The 20,573-nt window shown below is 68.4% G+C and carries 21 protein-coding genes; 10 read left to right on the top strand and 11 right to left on the bottom strand.

Going from position 1 to position 20,573, the window contains the following annotated elements:
- Positions 1-61: 61 nt before the first annotated feature.
- The 3 genes from H623_RS0112075 to H623_RS0112085 all read right to left on the bottom strand — a co-directional run bounded on the left by H623_RS0112075 (position 62) and on the right by H623_RS0112085 (position 2,457).
- Complete coding sequence (locus tag H623_RS0112075; RefSeq protein WP_022901190.1) at positions 62-646, bottom strand: hypothetical protein; 585 nt, start codon at positions 644-646, stop codon at positions 62-64.
- Complete coding sequence (locus H623_RS19615; protein WP_022901191.1) at positions 637-1,059, bottom strand: hypothetical protein; 423 nt, start codon at positions 1,057-1,059, stop codon at positions 637-639. Before H623_RS19615 ends, H623_RS0112075 begins: the two co-directional genes overlap by 10 nt.
- A gap of 135 nt (positions 1,060-1,194) precedes the next feature.
- On the bottom strand, positions 1,195-2,457 hold the full coding sequence (locus tag H623_RS0112085; RefSeq protein ID WP_026940271.1) for a D-arabinono-1,4-lactone oxidase: 1,263 nt from the start codon (positions 2,455-2,457) through the stop codon (positions 1,195-1,197).
- A 190-nt stretch (positions 2,458-2,647) separates the two neighbouring features.
- Here H623_RS0112085 and H623_RS0112090 point away from each other — a divergent pair, with 190 nt between their 5' ends.
- Positions 2,648-3,676 (top strand): phosphoribosylaminoimidazolesuccinocarboxamide synthase, encoded by a 1,029-nt coding sequence (locus H623_RS0112090; RefSeq protein ID WP_022901193.1) that lies wholly within the window; start codon positions 2,648-2,650, stop codon positions 3,674-3,676.
- 147 nt (positions 3,677-3,823) lie between these two features.
- Here H623_RS0112090 and H623_RS19620 read toward each other — a convergent pair whose 3' ends face one another.
- From H623_RS19620 to H623_RS19625, 5 genes are all read right to left on the bottom strand, one after another.
- Positions 3,824-5,326, bottom strand: a complete 1,503-nt coding sequence (locus tag H623_RS19620) for a DHA2 family efflux MFS transporter permease subunit (protein WP_022901194.1) — start codon at positions 5,324-5,326, stop codon at positions 3,824-3,826.
- A gap of 101 nt (positions 5,327-5,427) precedes the next feature.
- Positions 5,428-5,982 (bottom strand): PadR family transcriptional regulator, encoded by a 555-nt coding sequence (locus H623_RS0112100; RefSeq protein ID WP_022901195.1) that lies wholly within the window; start codon positions 5,980-5,982, stop codon positions 5,428-5,430.
- 317 nt (positions 5,983-6,299) lie between these two features.
- Complete coding sequence (locus tag H623_RS0112105) at positions 6,300-7,562, bottom strand: sulfate adenylyltransferase subunit 1 (RefSeq protein WP_022901196.1); 1,263 nt, start codon at positions 7,560-7,562, stop codon at positions 6,300-6,302.
- A complete protein-coding gene (cysD, locus tag H623_RS0112110; RefSeq protein WP_022901197.1) occupies positions 7,562-8,464 on the bottom strand; it encodes a sulfate adenylyltransferase subunit CysD in 903 nt (300 codons plus the stop codon). Before cysD ends, H623_RS0112105 begins: the two co-directional genes overlap by 1 nt.
- On the bottom strand, positions 8,461-9,825 hold the full coding sequence (locus H623_RS19625) for a hypothetical protein (protein WP_022901198.1): 1,365 nt from the start codon (positions 9,823-9,825) through the stop codon (positions 8,461-8,463). The genes cysD and H623_RS19625 overlap by 4 nt, the downstream gene beginning before the upstream one ends.
- A 196-nt stretch (positions 9,826-10,021) precedes the next feature.
- Here H623_RS19625 and H623_RS19630 point away from each other — a divergent pair, with 196 nt between their 5' ends.
- From H623_RS19630 to H623_RS19640, 6 genes are all read left to right on the top strand, one after another.
- Complete coding sequence (locus H623_RS19630; RefSeq protein ID WP_022901199.1) at positions 10,022-11,098, top strand: sulfite exporter TauE/SafE family protein; 1,077 nt, start codon at positions 10,022-10,024, stop codon at positions 11,096-11,098.
- Positions 11,095-12,522, top strand: a complete 1,428-nt coding sequence (gene cysC, locus H623_RS21140) for an adenylyl-sulfate kinase (protein WP_022901200.1) — start codon at positions 11,095-11,097, stop codon at positions 12,520-12,522. The genes H623_RS19630 and cysC overlap by 4 nt, the downstream gene beginning before the upstream one ends.
- Positions 12,523-12,584: 62 nt before the next feature.
- Positions 12,585-12,842 carry a phosphoribosylformylglycinamidine synthase subunit PurS gene (locus tag H623_RS0112130; RefSeq protein ID WP_022901201.1) on the top strand — a complete coding sequence of 86 codons (258 nt, stop codon included), beginning with the start codon at positions 12,585-12,587 and terminating at the stop codon, positions 12,840-12,842.
- Complete coding sequence (purQ, locus tag H623_RS0112135; RefSeq protein ID WP_026940273.1) at positions 12,842-13,537, top strand: phosphoribosylformylglycinamidine synthase subunit PurQ; 696 nt, start codon at positions 12,842-12,844, stop codon at positions 13,535-13,537. Before H623_RS0112130 ends, purQ begins: the two co-directional genes overlap by 1 nt.
- Before the next feature lie 36 nt (positions 13,538-13,573).
- Positions 13,574-14,080 (top strand): hypothetical protein, encoded by a 507-nt coding sequence (locus H623_RS0112140; protein WP_026940274.1) that lies wholly within the window; start codon positions 13,574-13,576, stop codon positions 14,078-14,080.
- Between the two features lie 183 nt (positions 14,081-14,263).
- Complete coding sequence (locus H623_RS19640; RefSeq protein WP_245558988.1) at positions 14,264-14,491, top strand: hypothetical protein; 228 nt, start codon at positions 14,264-14,266, stop codon at positions 14,489-14,491.
- 17 nt (positions 14,492-14,508) lie between these two features.
- Here H623_RS19640 and H623_RS19645 read toward each other — a convergent pair whose 3' ends face one another.
- A complete protein-coding gene (locus H623_RS19645) occupies positions 14,509-15,795 on the bottom strand; it encodes a mechanosensitive ion channel family protein (RefSeq protein WP_022901203.1) in 1,287 nt (428 codons plus the stop codon).
- A 116-nt stretch (positions 15,796-15,911) separates the two neighbouring features.
- The gene (locus H623_RS21145; protein WP_022901204.1) at positions 15,912-16,442 is read right to left on the bottom strand and encodes a hypothetical protein; all 531 of its coding nucleotides are present in this window, start codon (positions 16,440-16,442) and stop codon (positions 15,912-15,914) included.
- Between the two features lie 176 nt (positions 16,443-16,618).
- Between H623_RS21145 and H623_RS0112160 the strand changes: the two genes are divergently transcribed.
- Positions 16,619-16,948 carry a hypothetical protein gene (locus H623_RS0112160; RefSeq protein ID WP_022901205.1) on the top strand — a complete coding sequence of 110 codons (330 nt, stop codon included), beginning with the start codon at positions 16,619-16,621 and terminating at the stop codon, positions 16,946-16,948.
- Positions 16,949-17,132: 184 nt separating this feature from the next.
- Positions 17,133-19,541 (top strand): phosphoribosylformylglycinamidine synthase subunit PurL, encoded by a 2,409-nt coding sequence (gene purL / locus H623_RS19655; RefSeq protein ID WP_022901206.1) that lies wholly within the window; start codon positions 17,133-17,135, stop codon positions 19,539-19,541.
- A gap of 54 nt (positions 19,542-19,595) precedes the next feature.
- Here purL and H623_RS0112170 read toward each other — a convergent pair whose 3' ends face one another.
- Complete coding sequence (locus H623_RS0112170; RefSeq protein WP_022901207.1) at positions 19,596-20,003, bottom strand: helix-turn-helix domain-containing protein; 408 nt, start codon at positions 20,001-20,003, stop codon at positions 19,596-19,598.
- Positions 20,004-20,122: 119 nt separating this feature from the next.
- Between H623_RS0112170 and H623_RS0112175 the strand changes: the two genes are divergently transcribed.
- On the top strand, positions 20,123-20,536 hold the full coding sequence (locus tag H623_RS0112175; RefSeq protein WP_022901208.1) for a VOC family protein: 414 nt from the start codon (positions 20,123-20,125) through the stop codon (positions 20,534-20,536).
- The last annotated feature ends 37 nt before the right edge of the window (positions 20,537-20,573 follow it).

Raw genomic sequence — 20,573 nt, forward strand, 5'->3', positions numbered from 1 at the left:
GCACTCGTCGCCGCATGATGCGCTCGCCAGCGCGAAAGGGGTTCCCGGGGCAGGCGCGCCGTTACGCGCCCTCGGGAGGCGCCGCCAACAGCGCCACGCGCTCGGCGAGGTACGGGATGAAGGGGGTGAGGGCACCCGCGTCGAAGGTCGACGACTCGCTCCAGCGCACGAGCGCGACGCCGTCGCGCACCGTCAACGGTCCGGATGCGCCGATCAGGCTCGCGTCGATCGGGATCGGCTTCGCATCGAAGTTCACCGTCGTGCCCGGCCGAAAGTGGCCGCGGTAGGCCGCGACCCGCAACTGCCGACGCCGTTCGGCGGATGCCGCCTGGTACGTCGGCCGCCCCGGCTCGTGCGAGCGAGTGAGAGCGCCCGTGGCGTAGAGCGCGGGCTTCGCGCCGCCGGTGCTGGCGCCGCCACCGCCTCCAGCACCGGATGCCAACAGCACGACCCCGAGCCGCCAGACATCGCCGATCGGACGGAGTCGCTCCGCGCGAGGAACGAGCAGGGTACGACGCGCAGGGACATACTCGGCGAGCGCCTCGGTGCGGGCGCCGACCTCGGCGAGGTGCGCGGCGGCATCCACGAGCGCGGCATGTACTGCCTCGACTGCCGCATGGTCGGAGGTCGCCGGGCTCAGTTCCATGCTTCCGGAACGGACTGGAACCGGTCGAGGAGCCGACCGCACGCGAGGGAGCCGGCGAACACTGCCAATGACACAGGGGCAGAGAGCCAGAGCGCTCCCGACTGGTCGATGAGCAGCCGCGTGCCGAAGGCGAGCGCGATGATGACGACAGCGAACGCGAAGCTCACGAGGCTGCGCAGACTCAGCTGAAAGCCTCGCAGCGACACGCCCGTCGCGCGCTCATACGCTGCGGAGAGGACGAGATTCAGAGTGCACACCACGATCACTGCGAGGGAGGTGGCGACGCCGGATCCGGTCAGGCAGAGAACAAGGACCAGTCCAGCTCCCAGTAGCCCGACACTCGGGTGATACCACCACGGCGAGCGGAAATGGGCAGGCGCCTTCCGATCGGTCTCCGCCGTCTCGACACTCACGAGGACAGCCAACCGTCGTAGACGGCCATCCGTCAAGGCGAGGCGCAGTCGAGACGATTCCCGTCGCCACCCGGACCGCTACAGCGGGCGGATCGAGACCACCGGTCATCGATCCCATGGGTCACCGCACGGCGATCAGCCCAGCACGCGCTCCAGGTAAGCGTTGCGGAAGACGCCCTTCGGGTCGTACTTCGCCACGAGTGCGCGGAAGTCGTCGAACCGGGGATACAGCGACGGTACGACGCCGTCGGCATCCACGAAGACCTTGCCCCAGTGCGGCCGAGCACCGAGCGGGAACAGCGCCGCCTCGAGCGCGGCCACCACCTTCTCGACGGCAGCCTGGTCGCGCATCCACGTGAAGTGGATGCCCAGCACGTCGTGCCCGGAAGCCTCGCTCAACCACAGGTCGTCCGCCGCCACGGTGCGCAGTTCGGCGACCTGGAGCACCGGTCGCATCAGGTCGCCGAGCGGAATCAACGCGCGCAGTGCGTCGGCGGCGCGCTCGCGCGGCACGAGGTACTCGCTCTGGATCTCTTCGCCGTTGCTCGGGGTGAACGCGAGCTTGAAGTGCGGCAGACGCTCGTACCACGGCCCGGGCTCGCCGAACTGGTCGGTGCACGCGCTCGCGTCCACTCCCGGGAGAGGATGCCGTTTCTCACTCGACTGCGCCGCTCCGAGCAGCGTCTCGGGCGCGGCCGGGGAGTCATCCGTGACGACGCGCTTCAGCCACGCCTGCTGCACGCCTGTCCAGTCCGTGAACATGCTCACGCTGTAGGCGGAAGAGGTGAGCTCGTCGATGTGCGACAGCACCGTATCCCAGTCGAGGTCGACGTACACCGTCTGCGCGACCTCGAAGCTCGGCACCACATCGAGCGTCACCGCCGTGATCAGCCCGAGCGCGCCGAGGGAAACGACGGCTCCGGCGAAATCGTCGTCACCGCGGCGCAGGGCGCGCAGTTCGCCGCTGCCGTCGATGAACTCGAGACCGGCGACCGCCGCCGCAAGGCTGACGTTGCCGCTGCCGGACCCGTGCGTTCCGGTCGAGATGGCACCGGCCACCGAGATGTGCGGCAACGAGGCGAGGTTCGGAAGGGCCCAGCCGCGGGCATCCAACTGCTCGGCGAAATCGCCGTAGCGGGCACCGCCGCAGACGGTGACCGTGCGCGCCTCTTCGTCGAGCTCGAAGCGCGGGGGCAGGGCGGTCATCGCGATCAGGACGCCCGAAGTGTCGGCGATGTCGTTGAAGCAGTGGCGCGTTCCGACGGCGCGAACGCGGCCCCCGGTCTCGAGAGCGCGCAGCACCGCGCGCCTCGCCTCGTCGACCGACGCGGGATGCAGGATCTCGCTCGCCGTGTACGCGTAATTGCCGGCCCAGTTGGTGCCCGCCGATTCGGCCACGTCGCCTCCTTGATGATGGGTCTCGATGATGATGCGCGCGTTGCGAGGCGCGCGCACCGACCGTTTTTGTTGTGAGCTAGAACAATTGTGCACGATCGCGGGGCCCAGCGCCAACACGGTGCCGGCCCCGAGCATGGCACGCGCGGCCCCGAGCATGGCATGCGCGGCCGTAGCGCGCGACGATCACGCGATGCGTTGTCTCGGGAGGACGGAACGTGCGGACACGCGCGGCACGTACGATGGTGCCGTGACCGCGCAGACTCTTCCCGGCTGGATCCACGCGTATTCCGGAAAGGTGCGCGACCTCTATGTTCCGCAGAACGCGGCCGAGGTTCCGCAGGAAGCGGCCGGCCCTGCGGACGCTGGCGAACCGGCTCGCGGTGCGGCGAGCCAACCGGACGCGGCCATCGAGACCGCCGGCGAACTGTTGGTGGTGGCGAGCGATCGGGTGAGCGCGTTCGACTTCGTGCTCGAGCCGGACATCCCGGGCAAGGGCGAACTGCTGACCACCCTGTCGTTGTGGTGGTTCGATCAGCTCGACGACGTGCCCAACCACCTGGTCGCCGATCACGCGCTCGACGGGACGGAGCGGATCCCCGCCGCCGTGGCCGGGCGCGCGATGCTCGTCAAGCCACTCGACATGTACCCGATCGAGTGCGTGGTGCGCGGCTACCTCACGGGCAGCGGCTGGCTCGAGTACCAGCGCGAACAGAGCGTCTGCGGCATTCCGCTGCCCGCCAGCCTGAACAACGGCGACCGGCTTCCGGAGCCGATCTACACTCCGGCCTGGAAGGCCCCCCAGGGCGAGCACGACGAGAACATCAGTTTCGAGCGCACGGTGGAGCTCGTCGGCGAGGATGTCGCCACGCGCCTTCGCGAGGCCTCTCTCGACATCTATCGGCGGGCATCCGCCATCGCCGAGGAGCGCGGGCTCATCCTTGCGGACACGAAGTTCGAGTTCGGCGCCGACAGGGCGACCGGCGAGCTGACGCTGGCCGACGAGGTGCTCACGAGCGACTCCAGTAGGTACTGGGATGCCTCCGCCTGGCGCTCCGGCAGCACGCCCGGCGAGCGCATGGCCAGCTTCGACAAGCAGATAGTGCGCGACTGGCTCGCCGAACGGTGGGACAAGACGGGAACGCCGCCTGCGCTTCCCGCCGACATCGTGGAGCGCACTGCGGCTCGGTACCGGGAGCTTCTGGCACTGCTCACGGCGTAGGGCGGTGTCGGTCCAGCCTCAACATCGTTCAAGTCGCGAACAGTGAGTCGATCTCGACCTCACCGGCCCACTATTCGCGACTTGAACGACAGAGCTCCCGAGCGACTCGGACGACGCGTCCCCGACGCCCACGCCCTCATCTGAGGGCTACGCCGCGGGCTCCGCCTGCTTCACCACCGGCGTCCCCTGCGTCGCCGACCACTGGCCCGTGTCACGCGGCCTCACGAGGAACAGCGCGACGATGGCGCCGATCAGCGCGACGGCCGCGGGCAGCAGGATCGACTGCGCCATGGCATCCGTGAAGGGCTGCTGCACGATCGCCGGCAGGTGCGAACCGCTGAACTGGGCTCCCGAGGCGCTCGAGTGCAGGCCGTTCGCCGTCAGCCGCGCCTCGATCAGGGCGGCGATCGCGGCGCTGCCGAGCACGCCGCCGACCTGGCGCATCGTGTTGTAGACGCCGGCGCCCGCGCCGGCCTGAGCGGGCGGCAGGTTGTGGGTGGCGGTCACCGACAGCGGCGCCCAGATGAACGCATTCGCGATGCCCAGGACGAGGCTCGGAATGAGCAGGCGTGGCCAGAGATCGACGTTCGGGTCGAGCCACGCTGCGTACCAAGCGAGTCCACCGGCCATGACGAAGAGTCCGAAGAACGACAGGTAGCGCGGATGCACGCGGTCGGCCATGCGCCCGACGAACGGCGACAGCGGAATCACCACGAGCGCCATCGGCACCATGAGCAGCGCAGACTGGGTCGGGGTGAAGCCGAGCACGAGCTGAGCGAAGAAGATCAGCGGCAGCGACATGCTCGTCACCGTGAATCCGACGGTGCTGATCGCCAGATTGGCCAGCGAGAAGTTGCGGTCGCGGAACAGCTTCAGCGGCATGAGCGGCTCGCCCCTGTTGAGCGCCTGCCACGTGACGAAACCGGCGAGCACGACGATGCCGGCGATGATCATCCCCCACACGGTGATGGGTCCGGTGATCGTGCCCCAGTCGTACTTCTCCCCCTCCTGGATTCCGAACACGACCAGGAAGAACCCGACCGCACTCAGAATGACGCCGAGGATGTCGAACGAATGCTGATGCGTCGGAAGCTTCGGCACCAGGATGATCGCCGCGATGAAGCCGATCACGCCGACCGGCACGTTGATGAAGAAGATCCACTCCCAGCCGAGGCCGTCGACCAGAACGCCGCCGAGCAGCGGTCCGACCAGCATCGCGACGCCGGAGGTCGCGCCCCAGAGCGCCATGGCCGTGCCGCGCTTGTTCGGCGGGAACGTTCGCGTGATGACCGCCATCGTCTGCGGGGTCATGAGCGCGGCGCCGAGGCCCTGCACGACGCGAGCGGTGATGAGCACCTCGATCGAGCCGGAAAGGCCGCACCAGAGTGATGATCCGGTGAACAGCACGAGTCCGATGAGGTAGATGTTCTTCGGTCCGAAACGGTCACCGAGCCGGCCCGTGACGAGCAGCGGCACGGCGTACGCCAGCAAGTAGGCGCTGGTGACCCAGATGACCGAGTTGATGTCGGTCTTGAGACCTTCCATGATCTTCGGGTTGGCTACCGACACGATGGTCGTGTCGACCAGGATCATGAAGAACCCGATGACCAGCGCCCAGAGCGCGGGCCAGGGGCTTCTCTGCTTTTCCATGATGTCCTTCTGTGGGGTTGAGCTTTATTCGGAAGGGACGAATCCTCGATGGTGAGGGACGAATCCTCGTTGGGGAATCGGGCCGTGCTTCGGATCGGCGACTACCAGTCGATCGAGCCGCTCTTCAGTTCGTCGATGAGCCCGTCGACCCAGGAGCGTTCCGCCTCGAGCTGCACGCGAAGATAGGACGCCTCGAGCCAGTACTTGCGCTGGAGGTTCTTGCCCTCGACATGATCCACGGCACCTACGACAAGTTCGAGCTGGGATCGAAGCACGAGTGCACGCTTCTGAAGCAGCCGGATGACCGTCTCTCGCGGAAGGTTGTGCGCCTCGGCGATCGCCAGCGGAAACTCGGGATACTCGTACTTCCACTCGGCGAGCATCTCGGTGAGTCGCTCGAGGAACCTGTCGCGCCCCCGATCCGTGATCTCATAGGTGGTGCGTTCCGGCCTGTTGCCTTCGCGCTCGGTGCCGGTGGCGCGCACGAGCCCGTCGCGCTCCAGCCGCTCGACCGTGTGATAGAGCGATCCCGGGCGCACCTTCACGATGCGGTCCTCCGACCGCTGCATGAAGGTCTGGAACATCTCGTACGGGTGCATCGGCCGCTCCGAAAGGAGACCGAGTATGGCGATACCGAGCGGTGTCGGCACAGACATGGGGGCCTCCTCTCCTGACGGATTCGCGTGACTGATTCGCGAGCACGGATATTCGGTGTGAATTATTCCACGTGGAATATACCTCGCCGACCAATTGTACGCAAGCCGCACGCTGCACGCTGCACGCTGCACGCTGCACGCTGCACGCTGCACGCTGCACGCTGCACGCTGCCAGTATGCGTGCGCGTCCTCGCGTCGAGACGCCTGCGCGAACACCACTGGACACACGCCACTGCGCCGACTGCGCATCGCTCCGGGATGGCGATGTGCAGACGGCGCAGTCTCAGATCATGAGGGCGAGGGATGCCCCGCGCGCCTCAGGCGCTCGTCCTCGACAGGACGATGCCCGCGCCCACGGTGCGATTGGTCCCCTCGTCGACGAGGATGAAGGACCCCGTCTCGCGGTTGTGCTCGTACGCGTCGACGAACAGCGGAACCGACGCACGCAGACGCACGCGGCCGATGTCGTTCAGGGTGAGCGAGCCGGCCTCGCGGTCGCGGTGCAGGGTGTCGGTGTTGAGCCGGTAGTCGATGCCTGTCACCTTCGCCCTGGCCCACTTGGTCGTGTGTTTGAGTGCGTACATCGTGCCGGGGACGAGCTCGCTCGTCTCATCCATCCAGCACACGTGCGCGTCGAGCTCCTGCGTGATGGAGGGCATGTTGCCGGGCCGGCAGATCATGTCGCCGCGGCTCACATCGATGTCGTCTGCCAGGAGCACCTGCACCGACATGGTCGGGAATGCCTCCTCGACCGGCCCGTCGGGACCGAGGATCTGCGTGATCTCGGTCTCGAAGCCGCTCGGCAGCACCCGCACGCGATCACCGGCACGAAGCACGCCGCCCGCGACCGAGCCCGCGTAACCGCGGTGGTCGTGGTGCTCGTGCGAGTGCGGGCGCACCACGAGCTGCACCGGGAGGCGCACATCGACGAGGTTGCGGTCGCCGGCTATGTGCATGTGCTCCAGGTGACGCAGCAGCGGAGTGCCGTCGAACCAGGGCATGTTCGCGCTCGCGTCCACGACGTTGTCGCCGAGCAACGCCGACACCGGAATGAACGACAGGTCGGGAATGCGAAGACGCACCGAGAAGTCCTCGAACTCCGAAACGAGTGAGTCGAAGACCTCCTGCGACCAGCCGACGAGGTCCATCTTGTTGACGCACACGACGACGTGCTCCACGCCGAGCAGCGCGGCGAGCACGGCGTGACGGCGACTCTGCTCCGTCATACCGTTGCGGGCATCCACGAGGATGATCGCGGCGTCGGTCGTCGAGGCGCCGGTCACCATGTTGCGGGTGTACTGCACGTGCCCCGGGGTGTCGGCGAGGATGAAGCTGCGCCGCGGTGTGGCGAAGTAGCGGTATGCCACGTCGATGGTGATGCCCTGCTCGCGCTCCGCGCGCAGGCCGTCGGTGAGCAGCGCGAGGTCGGTGTACTCGTCGCCGCGCTGGCGGCTCACGCGCTCGACGTGGTCCAGTTGGTCGTCGAAGAGGGACTTGCTGTCGTACAGCAGGCGTCCGATCAGCGTGCTCTTGCCATCGTCGACGGATCCGGCCGTCGCGACCCTCAGCAGTTCGGGCATCAGAAATACCCCTCCCTCTTGCGGTCTTCCATGGACGAGTCGCTCACGCGGTCGTCCCCTCGAGTCGCCCCGCGCTCGGTGAGCCGGGTGGCGGCGATCTCGGTGATGATCTTGTCGACCGTGTCGGCATCGGACTCGACGGCAGCCGTCAGGTTGGCGTCGCCCATCGTGCGGTAACGCACGCGTCGGCGCTCGACCTCCTCCTCCGCGCCCGGGCGCACGAACTCGTTCACGGCGAAGAGCATGCCGTCGCGCTCGACGACGTCGCGCTCGGCCGCGTAGTAGAGCGGCGGAACCTCGACGGCGCGATGCTCGATGTAGCGCCACACGTCGAGCTCGGTCCAGTTCGACAGCGGGAACACGCGAACGCTCTCACCGGGGAACACCCGGCCGTTGTACAGCCGCCACAGCTCGGGTCGCTGGTTCTTCGGGTCCCACCCGCCGAACTCGTCGCGGAAGGAGAACACCCGTTCCTTGGCGCGCGCCTTCTCCTCGTCGCGCCGGGCACCGCCGAACAGCGCGTCGAAGCCGTTCTTCTCCGCGGCCTCGAGCAGCACGCGGGTCTGGATGCGGTTGCGAGACCCGTTCGGCTCCTCGCGCACGAGACCGCGATCGATCGCATCCTGAACGCTCGCCACGATGAGCCGCAGTCCGAACTGCTCGACCATGCGGTCGCGGAACTCGATCACCTCGGGAAAGTTCAGCCCGGTGTCGATGTGCATCACCGGGAACGGGATCGGCGCGGGCGCGAACGCACGAAGCGCGAGCGAGAGCATCAGGACGGAGTCCTTGCCGCCCGAGAACAGCATCACCGGGCGCTGCATCTCGGCGGCGACCTCACGGATGATGTGGATGCTCTCCGACTCGAGCGCGTCGAGCTCGTCGAGTTGGTAGCGGGTCATTGCTCGCCTCCCGGCGTCGAGGTGGATGCGTCGGTGGTGGATGCCGCGGCGCCGGCCGACGTGCCGGGCTCGCGTGCCTTCGCACTGGCGTCCGCCCTGCGCTTGCGGTCGCGCCGCACGTCGCTGAACTTGCGTGCGACGCGCGCGCCGAGCACGCGCACCAGGTCGGCGGTCGGCACTGTGCCCGTGGGCATGGTCGCGGTGCGATCGATGGCCGCATTCCCCGTCACCTTCGGCGCCTCGTCGGCCTCGCGGAAGTCGTGGCTGCGGCCGGTCGCCATCGAGAACAGGCCGCCGAGGGCGTCGACGGCGATATCGGAAGGCACCGTGCCGAGAGTATCGGAGAGCTCGACCGGCCGAGCGGGCGCCGCAACGGAGAGTAACGAGAGGTCACCGACCACGCGTGCGCCGGACTCCCGGATGTCGGCCGCGTAGCGCTGTCCCAGCTCGACGGCGCGGTCCACGGCCCACGGGGGCAGCATGATCTTCGGCTCGTCGGGGCCCGGCGTTCGCTCGTCGAGAATGCGGGCCACGGCGCCGAGGCGGATGAGCGGGTGGTAGTGGTTCCAGTCCACCCTGCGTCCCCGGATCGACGCATTGAACTGCCGCAGCAGCTCCGCCTCGGGCAGCGACATGCCGCGGTTGGCAGCGAACCCGGTGGTGTCCTCGGCGACGAGCATGCCTGTGGGGAGTCCGAGCATCCCTTCGAAGGCGTCGGAAAGCAGCGCCGGACGCCGTTTGTCCAGGATGACCACTGTCACGTTCTCGGGTCCCGCCGCCTCCACCCAGCGCTTGACGACTCCGCCCTGATCATTGCGCAGGTGGTAGGACGAGGTGATCTTGGGGTTCGGCTTCTCACCGATGACGGCGTGCAGCCACTCGTCGAACGTTCCCGCGTAGCCGGTCTTGATGTACTGCTGCCAGGCCGACGGCAGGATCGCGCCGACGGCGCGAAGCGTGACGACGACGTGGGTGCGCTCGCCGAGCTCGCGGACGAACTGCACTGCCTGCTCGTCCGTCGCCTCCGAGCCGAACTCGTGACTGATGAAGATGCGACGCTCCGCGTCGGCATCGACCTCGCGCAGCAGCTCCTCCCAGGCGTCGCGGGGCGGGACGCTCGATCCCTTGCCCGACCAGCCCCAGCGCCTGCCGAGCAGCCCCGACACGGCAGCGCGATGGTTCATCGACTTGCCGGGATACCGCACGCCGTGCTCGCGCAGGAGTCTGCGGTTGTCTGCCGCGGCGTTCTGCAACGACGTGGTCCCGGTCTTCGGGATGCCGATGTGCAGCAGGCGGGTGCGGGGCGGAAGGAGCAGGTCGGAGGTGGTGGTGTCTTCGGATTCGGCCTCTGCTTCGCTCACGTATGCTCCTTCTCTGCTGCCCGCAATGAAAGGACTCACAGGATCGCGGGCGGTTCACCATGTTGCTGGGCGCACTGTGGCGAACTCCAAGCAGGCCCTATGCAAACTGTGTGAGTCTTCATATTTGCAGCTTCCGCATGAATGCGCGCTGCTAGCGTGTCGGTCGGCGGCGTGCTTCGGCTGGCGCGGCACCAGGATGCCGGGACTCGCGCCGCCCATCACGCGGACTCTTCTCTTCTTCTCGTGCCGCATCGACATCGAGGACTACCCGGGAGGCGAGATGGACTGGTTCAGCCTCCCGCTCGCCGTCGCCGGGCTCTTCGTCGGCGGCGTCGTCGGGCTGACCGGAATGGGCGGCGGCGCGCTCATGACCCCCGTGCTCGTGCTGTTCTTCGGCGTCGACACGGTGGCGGCCATCTCCAGCGATCTGCTCGTGAGCCTGATCATGAAGCCGTTCGGCGCAATCCCGCACGTGCGCAAGCGAACCGTGCGCTGGTCGCTCGTCGGATGGCTCGCCCTGGGAAGCGTTCCTGCGGCGTTCGCCGGCGTGGCCGTTCTCGCGCTCGCCAAGCCCGCGGCATCCTTCGAGAGCGTCCTGACCATCGCACTCGGCATCGCTCTGTTGATCTCGGCGACCACACTGTGCGTGCGCATCTGGCGCGGCATGACGAATCGGCACACGGCGCTCGGCGAAGGCGCGGCCGGACACGTGGATGCCCCGGACATCCGCATCCGCCCGCTTCCGACGGTGTTGCTCGGCATCGTCGGCGGGTTCATGGTGGGCATCACGTCGGTCGGCGCCGGATCGGTGATCGTCGTCGCGCTCCTGCTGATGTACCCGAGTATCAAGGCGTCGCAGCTGGTCGGCACCGACCTGGTGCAGGCGATCCCGCTCGTCGGATCGGCTGTGCTCGCGCACGCCGTGTTCGGCGACATCCATCTCGGATTGACAGCGGGTCTGCTCATCGGCGCGATACCGGGAGCGGTGCTCGGCGCCATGCTCTCCAGCACGATTCCAGGCGGGCTGGTGCGGCGCATCCTCGCCGTTCTCCTCGCCGCGTCCGGCCTCGCGATGCTGGGCGTTCCGACGCCGTGGCTCGTCGCGGTCGCGATCGCGATGGTCGTGGCCGGAGCCGTCGCGTGGCTCGTGCTACGGCGGCGCACCCCGCCAGCGCTCGATGCCGGCGGGTCACGTGATGCTCACGACGCACCGGCTCAGAAGACTCGCGGACTGCCCGCGGCCGGCGGCGCGACCCCGGGTGGTGGAACATGACGACGAACGACATCGACTGGGCACAGATCGCGGCGCTGCCGACGCTGACCATCGACGGGAGCGATCTCGACCGGCTCGAGCTCGCGCTCGGCACCTCGGGCTGCCGGCTGCGGCTCTCCGTGCCGTCCAACGATACCCACGGGAGCGACCTTCCGCCCGTGACGCACGACGTCGTGCTCGTCGACAGGCAGGCCACCCCGCTCGCTCAGCTTCCCGGATCCCGTCGTGGCAGCGCCGCCGCACCCCTCGCGCTCCGGCCTCGCGGCGGGGGGCACACGGCCGAGTGGGATGAGGGAGTGCGGATGTCCGCAGCGGCTTCGCGCGCGCGCCTCGCCGATCTCGGTGCGAGCCGCGTCGTGGGCGTGGCGTTCGAGCGGCTGCCCACGCGTGCCGACGTGGACTTCTTGAGCGAACAGCTTCGGCGCGAGGACACCGTCGTGCTCGTCGCGGCGCTGGTCGGAGCCCGCGACCACCGGGTCCTGCGCGGCGAGTCACGCGCGCACGACGAGCGCCACGAGCACGACGGCCTCCGCGTGGGTGCGGCCGGGCTGACACGCGCGGTGAGCGGACTGGCGGACGAGTTGCGGGCGCAGTCGCGGTCGGACCGCGTCGTGACGATCGCGCTGCCGTGGTCGCGGCATCCGTCGCCCGGTCTGCTCGAACTGCAGGGCGAGGGTCTCGGCTCCGACGTGCTCCTCGATCGCCTCCTGCGCGCCTACGGCGCCACGCAGACCGTGCCACCACGACCCGCTGACGACGCCGAGCGGCTCCTGGCCGAGGCTGCGGAGCGCTGGCGGAACGAGGTCGAACGGGCGCTGCCGCCGGCCAGCGCCCACGAGCTCCACCGCCGCCGCAGTCGGCCGCATGACGTGCTGCCCGGCGCCGTGATCCTCTTCACCGGGCTCTCGGGATCCGGCAAGTCGACACTCGCACAGGCGACGGCCACCGCGTTGAGGGAGCGTGGCGAGCGCACCACCGTGCTCGACGGCGACGACATGCGCCGGCATCTGTCGTCCGAGCTCGGCTTCGACCAGCGATCGCGCTCCCTGAATGTGCAGCGCATCGGCTGGGTGGCCGCGCTGGCGGCGTCGCACGGCGGGGTGGCACTGGCCGCTCCGATCGCGCCGTTCGCGGCGGACCGGGCCGAAGTGCGCACGATGGCCGAGGCATCCGGCGCCTTCCTGCTCGTCTACGTATCGACGCCGCTGGAGGAATGCGCGCGGCGCGACCGCAAAGGTCTCTACGCTCGCGCGATGGCGGGCGAGATCCCCGAGTTCACGGGGGTCTCGAGTCCCTACGAGGTGCCGGATGACGCCGACGTCGTCGTCGACACCAGTACGGAGCCGATCGAGGAGTCTCTGGAACGCGTGCTGGCGGCGCTCGAGCGCACACGGGCATCCGGGGCGCACCCGCACGACGCGTAGAATCGAGGAGCCGAGAACACTGCGCGAGCCTGCCTCGCACGACACACGAGAGAGAGCATCCGGTGCCCACCATCGTTGTAGACGTCATGCCGAAGGCCGAGCTCCTCGACCCGCAGGGCAAGGCCATCGCCGGTGCCCTGGCCCGCACCGGGCGCGGCACGTTCGACGTGCGCGCCGGCAAGCGGTTCGAGCTGACCACGGATGCCACGGTCACCGATGAGCTGATCGCCACCGTTCGCGAGATCGCGGAGGACGTGCTGTCGAACGGCGTGATCGAAGACGTCGTCGCTGTGCATGTCGTCGAGAACGCGGTGGCCTGATGCGCATCGGCGTCATCACATTTCCGGGCTCGCTGGATGACCGGGACGCCCGGCGCGCGGTACGCGCGGCCGGCGCAGAGGCGGTCGCGCTCTGGCACGGCGACCACGACCTGAACGGGGTCGACGCGCTCGTGCTGCCCGGCGGCTTCAGCTACGGCGATTACCTGCGCTGCGGCGCGATCGCGAGCCTGTCACCGATCATGAACGAAGTCGTCGACGCGGCGAACAAGGGGATGCCGGTGCTCGGCATCTGCAACGGCTTCCAGATGCTGACCGAGGCGCGTCTGCTGCCCGGCGGACTGATCCGCAACGACCACGGCACGTTCATCCGCCGCGACCAGACGCTGCGGGTCGAGAGCACCGGCACGGCGTGGACGAACGGGTTCGAGGCGGGCCAGGAGATCGTCATCCCGCTGAAGAACGGCGAGGGCGAGTACGTGGCCTCCGCAGAAACCATCGCGCGGCTCGAGGGCGAGGGCAGGGTGGTGTTCCGCTATGTCGGTGTGAACCCGAACGGGTCGCTCAACGACATCGCGGGCGTCACGAACGAGCGGGGCAACGTCGTCGGGCTCATGCCGCACCCCGAGCACGCGACCGAGCCCGGCTTCGGACCCGACACGAGCGCCGCGATGCGTTCCGGCGTCGACGGGCTCACGTTCTTCACGTCGGCGCTCACGGCGCTGGCTGCGGCCTGAGCCCTCTCCCGTGCACCACGGGCAGGACTCGCTGAGATGATCCGATCGTTCCTCGAGCGGTTCGAGCCGCTGTTCCGCCGCCTCGACCGGATCGCCGGGGGACGTCAGCACGCAGTCCGGGCCGCTGCCGACTCGATGGGACATCCCCGTACGAGGCGCGCGTTCGTGGCCATCACGTGGCTCCTCGTGCTCGAGTTCGCCATCGGGATCGCGGCCGTGGTGGTGGCGCTCGTGCTGGCGACCGGTGGCATCCCCGTCGAATGGCCGGTGTGGATGCGCACCGTCGTCGTTCTCGGCATGACCGCCACGCTCTTCTACTTCGCGTGGCGCGCCTCGCTCGGCTACTACTGGGGCTATTCGCGGCTGCGACTGTTCAGCAAGATCTTCCCGGTGATCACGCTCGTGCTCGCCGCGATTCCCGGGCTGTACCCGGTGTGGATGGTCACGGAGCAGATCGTCTTCAGCCTCATCCTGATCGGCGTGGCCGACTATCTCGACTCGGACCACATGCGCTCGGTGTTCCCGAGGCCGCAGCGCGGCTGAGCCGAGCGAAGCATGTCCGAGCGTGTCCGACGGCCGTTCGATGCCCCTTGCGCCCGCCCGTACCGCACTCGTCGCCCCCATCGGCGAGGGATGCCGATTCTCCCCATTTCGACCGAATCCCGGCGTTGCGTCGGCTTGGCCATGGACGATGAGAGGAGTTCGGCCGAGAATGAGGAGATGGTCGTGACCGAAGCCCAGACGTGGACGATGATCGGTGTGTTCAGCGCCGCTTTCCTCGGCATGCTCACGATCGTGTCGACATTGTTCGTGCATGTGGTGCGCAGTGAAGTCGGCCGGCTGGACGCCACGTTCGATGCCAAGCTCGGACACGTGGAGCAGCGGATGGATTCGCTGGATCGCGACATCCAAGCGCTCATGCGGCACACGTTCGGCATCGACCGCGGCGAATAGATCGAGTCGTCCGCGGTTCAGTCCCTCCGCTGCCGCACTGGACCGCCCTGCCCGGGCTCGGCGGCCACTTCGTGATCCGTAGCGGCGTCCGCGCCGCGATCTGCGGCAGAACCAACACCGGATCGGTCCGCGGCTTCCGGGTCGGGCTCGATCGTCGGGATCGAGTCGGTGAACTGCGACGCGCGCTGCTCGGCGTCGCTGCTGCCGCTGAACAGCGTGTCGCCGGAGACGGCGCGGGAGCGCTGTGAGGCATCCATTCCGCCGGCCTGGACGAGCTCTACGCGCTGACGAGGCAGCCCTGAAGTGCCCTCGCGCTGCGTCCAGGAGACGAGGTTCTCGCGAACGTAACAGCGTAGGTCGAAGAGGGTCGGGGCATCCTTCGCCGTCACGAGAACGCGCACATGAACGAACCCGCCGATCGCGTCGGTCACCTGCAGCACCGATGTGCGCTTGTCCCACAGGTCGGTCTTGCCCAGCACGCGGTCGAGCTCCTTGCGCATGCCGTCGGGCGACACCCGCCAGTCGAGGTCGAACTCCACCGCACCGAGCAGTTCGCTGTGCTGACGGGTCCAGTTCTCGAACGGCTGCGTGGTGAAGAACGTGGAGGGCAGCACCATGCGTCGGTCGTCCCAGATGTGCACGACGACATACGTGAGCGTGAGCTCCTCGATGCGGCCCCACTCGTTGTTGACGACCACGACATCGTCGAGCCGGATGGCCCCGCTGAAGGCGAGCTGCATGCCCGCGAACAGATTCGCCAGCGACGATTGCGCCGCGATGCCGGCGATCACGCCGATGATGCCCGCGGACGCGAGGATGCTCGCTCCCGCCGCCCGCGCGCCGGGGAACGTGAGCAGGATGGCGCCGAGCGCGACCACGACGGCGGCCACGATCGTCAGGCGCCGGATGATCAGCACCTGCGTTCGCACGCGCCGCGCGTACCGGTTGTCGGGGACGTCGAGCCGATACCTCGCGAGACCGAGATCTTCGAAGAAGATCACCAGGGCCGCCGCGAACCAAGCACCGAGCGCGATCGTGACGATCAGGAAGACGTGGTTGGCCGCGCTGATGATCGCACTCGGCACGTCGCGCGGCATCGTGAGCGTCACTGCGATCCAGACCAGAACATCGAGCACGAGCAGGCGGAACGGGATCCGCGCGTGGGAGGCGAGCATCCTCGCCCATTCCTTGCGCCGGGCGATGGCCCGCACGATGACGGCGATCACCGCGGCCACGACGACGGCGGCCACGATGGCGATGAGACAGGCGATGGCGAGCGGGAGCCACCCGTGCAGGTCGGCCATGGGTTCCAGGCTCGTTCGCCCGCGCACGCGCCGCAAGAGGCGGCGACGGGGTTGACAGCGGCACGGCCCGCGATGGCAGGCATCCCGGCCGCTCCCAGAGTGGATGCGGGCTCGCGCTAGCGACGAAGCGCGGCGGGCCGTGGCATCCCGAGGTCCTCGATCAGGTCGCCCAGGGCTCGGTCGAGCTCGGCACCGGCCTGCGTCACCTTGTTGATGCCGAACCCCCGCAGTTGCAGGCTCGGCACGTCGAAGCTCAGGGTGGTGCCCGCGGCGGCCGACGCGTGAGCCTCCACGCGGATCGGGGAGTAGAGCATCGCGCCGGGATCGTGCCGGCACAGACGGGCCGCGATGCCGTGATCGACGATCATCCACACCGTGCTCGGCACCGGGTTGCCGGCATACCGCATGAGCTCGGACGGCAGGGATGTCCACACCCGCACGAATCCGCTCGGCGCCTCCCAGCGCAGGCCGCGCACGAAGCCGGCCCAGTCGCCGTCCTCGGCGAGGCGAGCCGCGGCATCCGCTTCGGTCAGCTCCGGCACCGCCTGCTCGAACGCCGCAACCAACGACTCGAACCGTGCGTTCGTCTGCAGGCTCACCCGTTTCGCCGAGTACTCGGCGGTCGTCTCGCTGACGTCGTAACTCACGGCACCATCCTCGCAGCGCGGGCTTGGTGCGGGTTCCAGCGGGGTCGCGACGTGAGGGCATCCCTCCCGACTCGGGGAACCGTACGTTCGGGAGGAACCGTTCCGAGCGTACGGAGATGGCGGCATGCGACGCATCCCCCGGTGACAATCCTCCAGCGGCCGTAGAGGATGGGATCATGCCCGAACATGAGGACCCAGGCGCAGGCACAGGCACAGGCATCGGCACAGGCATCCCCGAGGTGGGAGCACTCGCGATCAACGTGGCCGTGCCGCCGGAGTTGCGCTGGCGGGACGTGCGTCGAGACCAGGAGTTCGAGCTCGAGAGCATCACGATTCGGCTTCTGCCGGACGGCGGACTCGCGGCGAAAGCGTACGGCCGACCGGTGACCGGCGGGCGAGGCGCCTACGTCTCGTTCCGAGTGCCCGAGCGTCCAGAACTCGTGCAGCTGATCCATCGGGCGGCGGATCGCGCAGCGGAGCTGTGGGCTGCCCACGGAACGCTGTAGGCGAGTAGCGACCGGGAGCGAGTAGCGACCGGGAGCGAGTAGCGACCGGGCATGGACCCCGTCTCGGGCTCGAGCTCCTCTCAGCCAGCGGCCCGGCCCCCGGTAGACTGAGGACGTTCTGCGCCCCGTCTGCGCCCCGCTCGCGCCCCGTCCGCGCACGCCACCCACGCAAGGAGTCCGCCGCGTGACCGAAGCCACGGCATCCGCATCCGAATCCGCCGAGAAGCCGGGCTCAGCGTCGGCATCCGCGCTCGACACGGTCGACAACGCGGCGGCGACGCCTGAGAAGGAGCAGCCCTACGCGGCGCTCGGGCTCAAGGACGACGAGTACGCGCGCATCCGCGAGATCCTCGGCCGCCGGCCCACCAGCGGCGAGCTCGCCATGTACTCCGTGATGTGGAGCGAGCACTGCTCCTACAAAAGCTCCAAGAAGTACCTGCGGCAGTTCGGGCAGAAGGTCACGCCCGAGATGAAGAAGAACCTCATGGTGGGCATCGGCGAGAACGCCGGCGTCGTGGACGTCGGCGAGGGCTGGGCTGTCACGTTCAAGGTCGAGTCGCACAACCACCCCAGCTACATCGAGCCGTTCCAGGGTGCCGCGACCGGCGTCGGCGGCATCGTGCGCGACATCATCTCGATGGGCGCCCGCCCCGTCGCCGTGATGGATCAGCTGCGCTTCGGCAAGATCGACGAGCCCGACACGGCGCGCGTCGTGCACGGCGTGGTCGGCGGCATCTCGTTCTACGGCAACTGCCTCGGCCTGCCGAACATCGGCGGCGAGACATATTTCGACCCGGTGTATCAGGGCAATCCGCTCGTCAACGCGCTCTCGGTGGGCGTGCTGCGGCACGAGGACCTGCACCTGGCGAATGCCTCCGGCGTGGGGAACAAAGTGGTGCTCTTCGGGGCGCGCACGGGCGGGGACGGCATCGGCGGAGCATCCATTCTCGCGTCCGACACGTTCGCCTCGGGCGGTCCGACGAAGCGGCCGGCCGTGCAGGTCGGCGACCCGTTCGCCGAGAAGGTGCTCATCGAGTGCTGTCTCGAGTTGTTTGCGAAGAAGCTCGTGGAGGGCATCCAAGATCTCGGCGCCGCAGGCATCTCGTGCGCCACGAGCGAGCTGGCCTCGAACGGCGACGGCGGTATGTACGTCGAGCTCGATAACGTGCTGCTGCGCGATCCGACGCTCACGGCGGAGGAGATCCTCATGTCGGAGTCGCAGGAGCGCATGATGGCGGTCGTCACTCCCGAGAAACTCGACGACTTCCTCGCCGTCACGGCCAAGTGGGATGTGGAGACCAGCGTTCTCGGCGAGGTCACCGACACCGGCCGCCTCATCATCGACTGGCACGGCGAGAAGATCGTCGACGTCGATCCGCGCACGGTCGCGATCGACGGTCCGGTGTACGACCGTCCCGTGGCATACCCGTCGTGGATCGACGCGCTGCAGGCGGACTCGGCGCGCACGCTGACCCGGCCCGAGGCATCCACCGAGGATGGTCGCGCGCAGCTGCGCGACCAGTTCCTCGCGCTCGTCGGCTCGCCGAACCTGGCCGATAAGAGCTGGATCACCAACCAGTACGACTACTACGTGGGCGGCAACACGGCGCTCTCCTTCCCCGACGACGGTGGCATGATCCGCGTCGACGAGCGCAGCGGGCTCGGCTTCGCCATCGCCACCGACGCGAACGGCCGCTACGGACAGCTCGACCCGAAGCAGGCCGCGCGCCTCGCCCTCGCCGAGGCGTACCGCAACGTCGCCGTCACCGGTGCGGTGCCCGCCGCCGTGACCGACTGCCTCAACTTCGGTTCGCCGGAGAACCCCGAGGTGATGTGGCAGTTCGGCCAGGCCGTCGAAGGACTCTCGGATGCCTGCCTCGAGCTCGGCATCCCGGTCACCGGTGGAAACGTGTCGTTCTACAACCAGACCGGGTCGACGCCGATCTTCCCGACGACGGTGGCCGGCGTGCTCGGCGTGATCGACGACGTGGCCCGCCGCATCCCGTCGGGCTGGCAGGACGCCGGCGACAACATCTACCTGCTCGGCATCACGCGCGAAGAACTCGACGGATCGGCCTGGGCCGGCACCGTGCACGGGCACCTCGGCGGACGCCCGCCGTCGGTCGACCTGGATGCCGAGAAGCGGCTCGCCGAGCTGATCCAGGCTGCGTCGATGGAGAGTCTCATCGGCTCCGCGCACGACCTCAGCGACGGCGGTCTCGCCCAGGCGCTGGCCGAGTGCGTGCTCCGCTTCGGCGTCGGCGCCCGGGTGTGGCTGACCGAGATCATGGAGCGCGACGGGGTGGACGCCGCGACCGCCCTGTTCTCGGAGTCCACCGGCCGCGTGCTCGTCTCGGTCCCGCGCGAGGACGATGTGAAGTTCCGCGGCTTGTGCGAGGGCCGCGACTATCCGGTGCTCCGCATCGGCGTGACCGATGCCGAGGTGGGTGCCCAGCCGGTACTCGAGGTGCAGGATGTCTTCACCATCGGACTCGAGGAGCTCACGGCATCCCACCAGGCCACGCTCGCCGAGCACTTCGGTCCCGTCGTGGGGCAGGCATCCGCACAGGAGTACTACACGCCGGGCGAGTAGAGGCCGCGTTGCTGGCGCCGCGGCGGCCGCACGGGCTGCGCGCGACCGCACGCATCAGCGGCGGTCGCCGGCGGGACGTCCCCACCGCATCGCGAAGGAGGTAGGCGCGATCTGCCGCTCGCGTCTGGCCCTTTCGCGGAACGCCGACGGAGAACGGCCGACGATCTCGGAGAAAGTGCGGCTGAACGTGCCGAGGCTGCTGAATCCGACGGCCATGCAGACCTCGGTCACGCTCATATCACGGTGCCGTAGGAGGAACATCGCTCGCTCCACCCGACGGCGCTGAAGGTAGCGGTAAGGCGTCTCCCCGAAGACCCGCTTGAACTCACGGATGAAGTGTGCTCGCGTCATGTAGGCGAGTTCCGCGAGCTGCACCACGTCGAGCGGATCGGCATACCGACGATCCATGTGGTTTCGCGCGCGGAGAAGCCGCAGGTTCACGAGTTCGTTCTCACGGCCCATCAGACCAGGGTACGAAGAGAGCACTTCTGGAGAAGGCGCCGCCTCCCAAGGGAACGTAACGTGTAGCCAGACGACGCACCATCCGCAGACCACCTACGGACCACCCAGAGGAGCTGATCATGCTGACCCGCAACAACCTGTCCTCGATCTACGTGCTGGATCAGGACGAGGCCCTGACGTTCTATACGGAGGTACTCGGTCTGGAGGTCAGTGCCGACATGGACTTCGGTCCGATGCGCTGGCTCACGGTGCGAGTGCCCGGCGACCAGAAGGAGATCCTGTTGGAGCGACCCGGTGCTCCCGCACACGACGAGGCCACGGCCGCGCAAGTTCGCGACCTCGTCACCAAGGGCGCGGGCGGCGGATGGCTGGCGTTCACCACCGACGACGTGCAGGGTGCGTTCGAGAAGATCGAGGCTGCCGGCGCGGAGATCACCCAGGAGCCGATGGAGCAGCCTTACGGAACGGACTTCGCCATCAGGGATCCGTTCGGCAACAACATCCGTATCGGCTCGATCAAACACTGGGGATGAGCAGGATGACTATCGGCACAGCGCGACGTGACAGCTC

Origin of the sequence: Humibacter albus DSM 18994 (assembly GCF_000421825.1) — a bacterium.
GTDB lineage: Bacteria > Actinomycetota > Actinomycetes > Actinomycetales > Microbacteriaceae > Humibacter > Humibacter albus.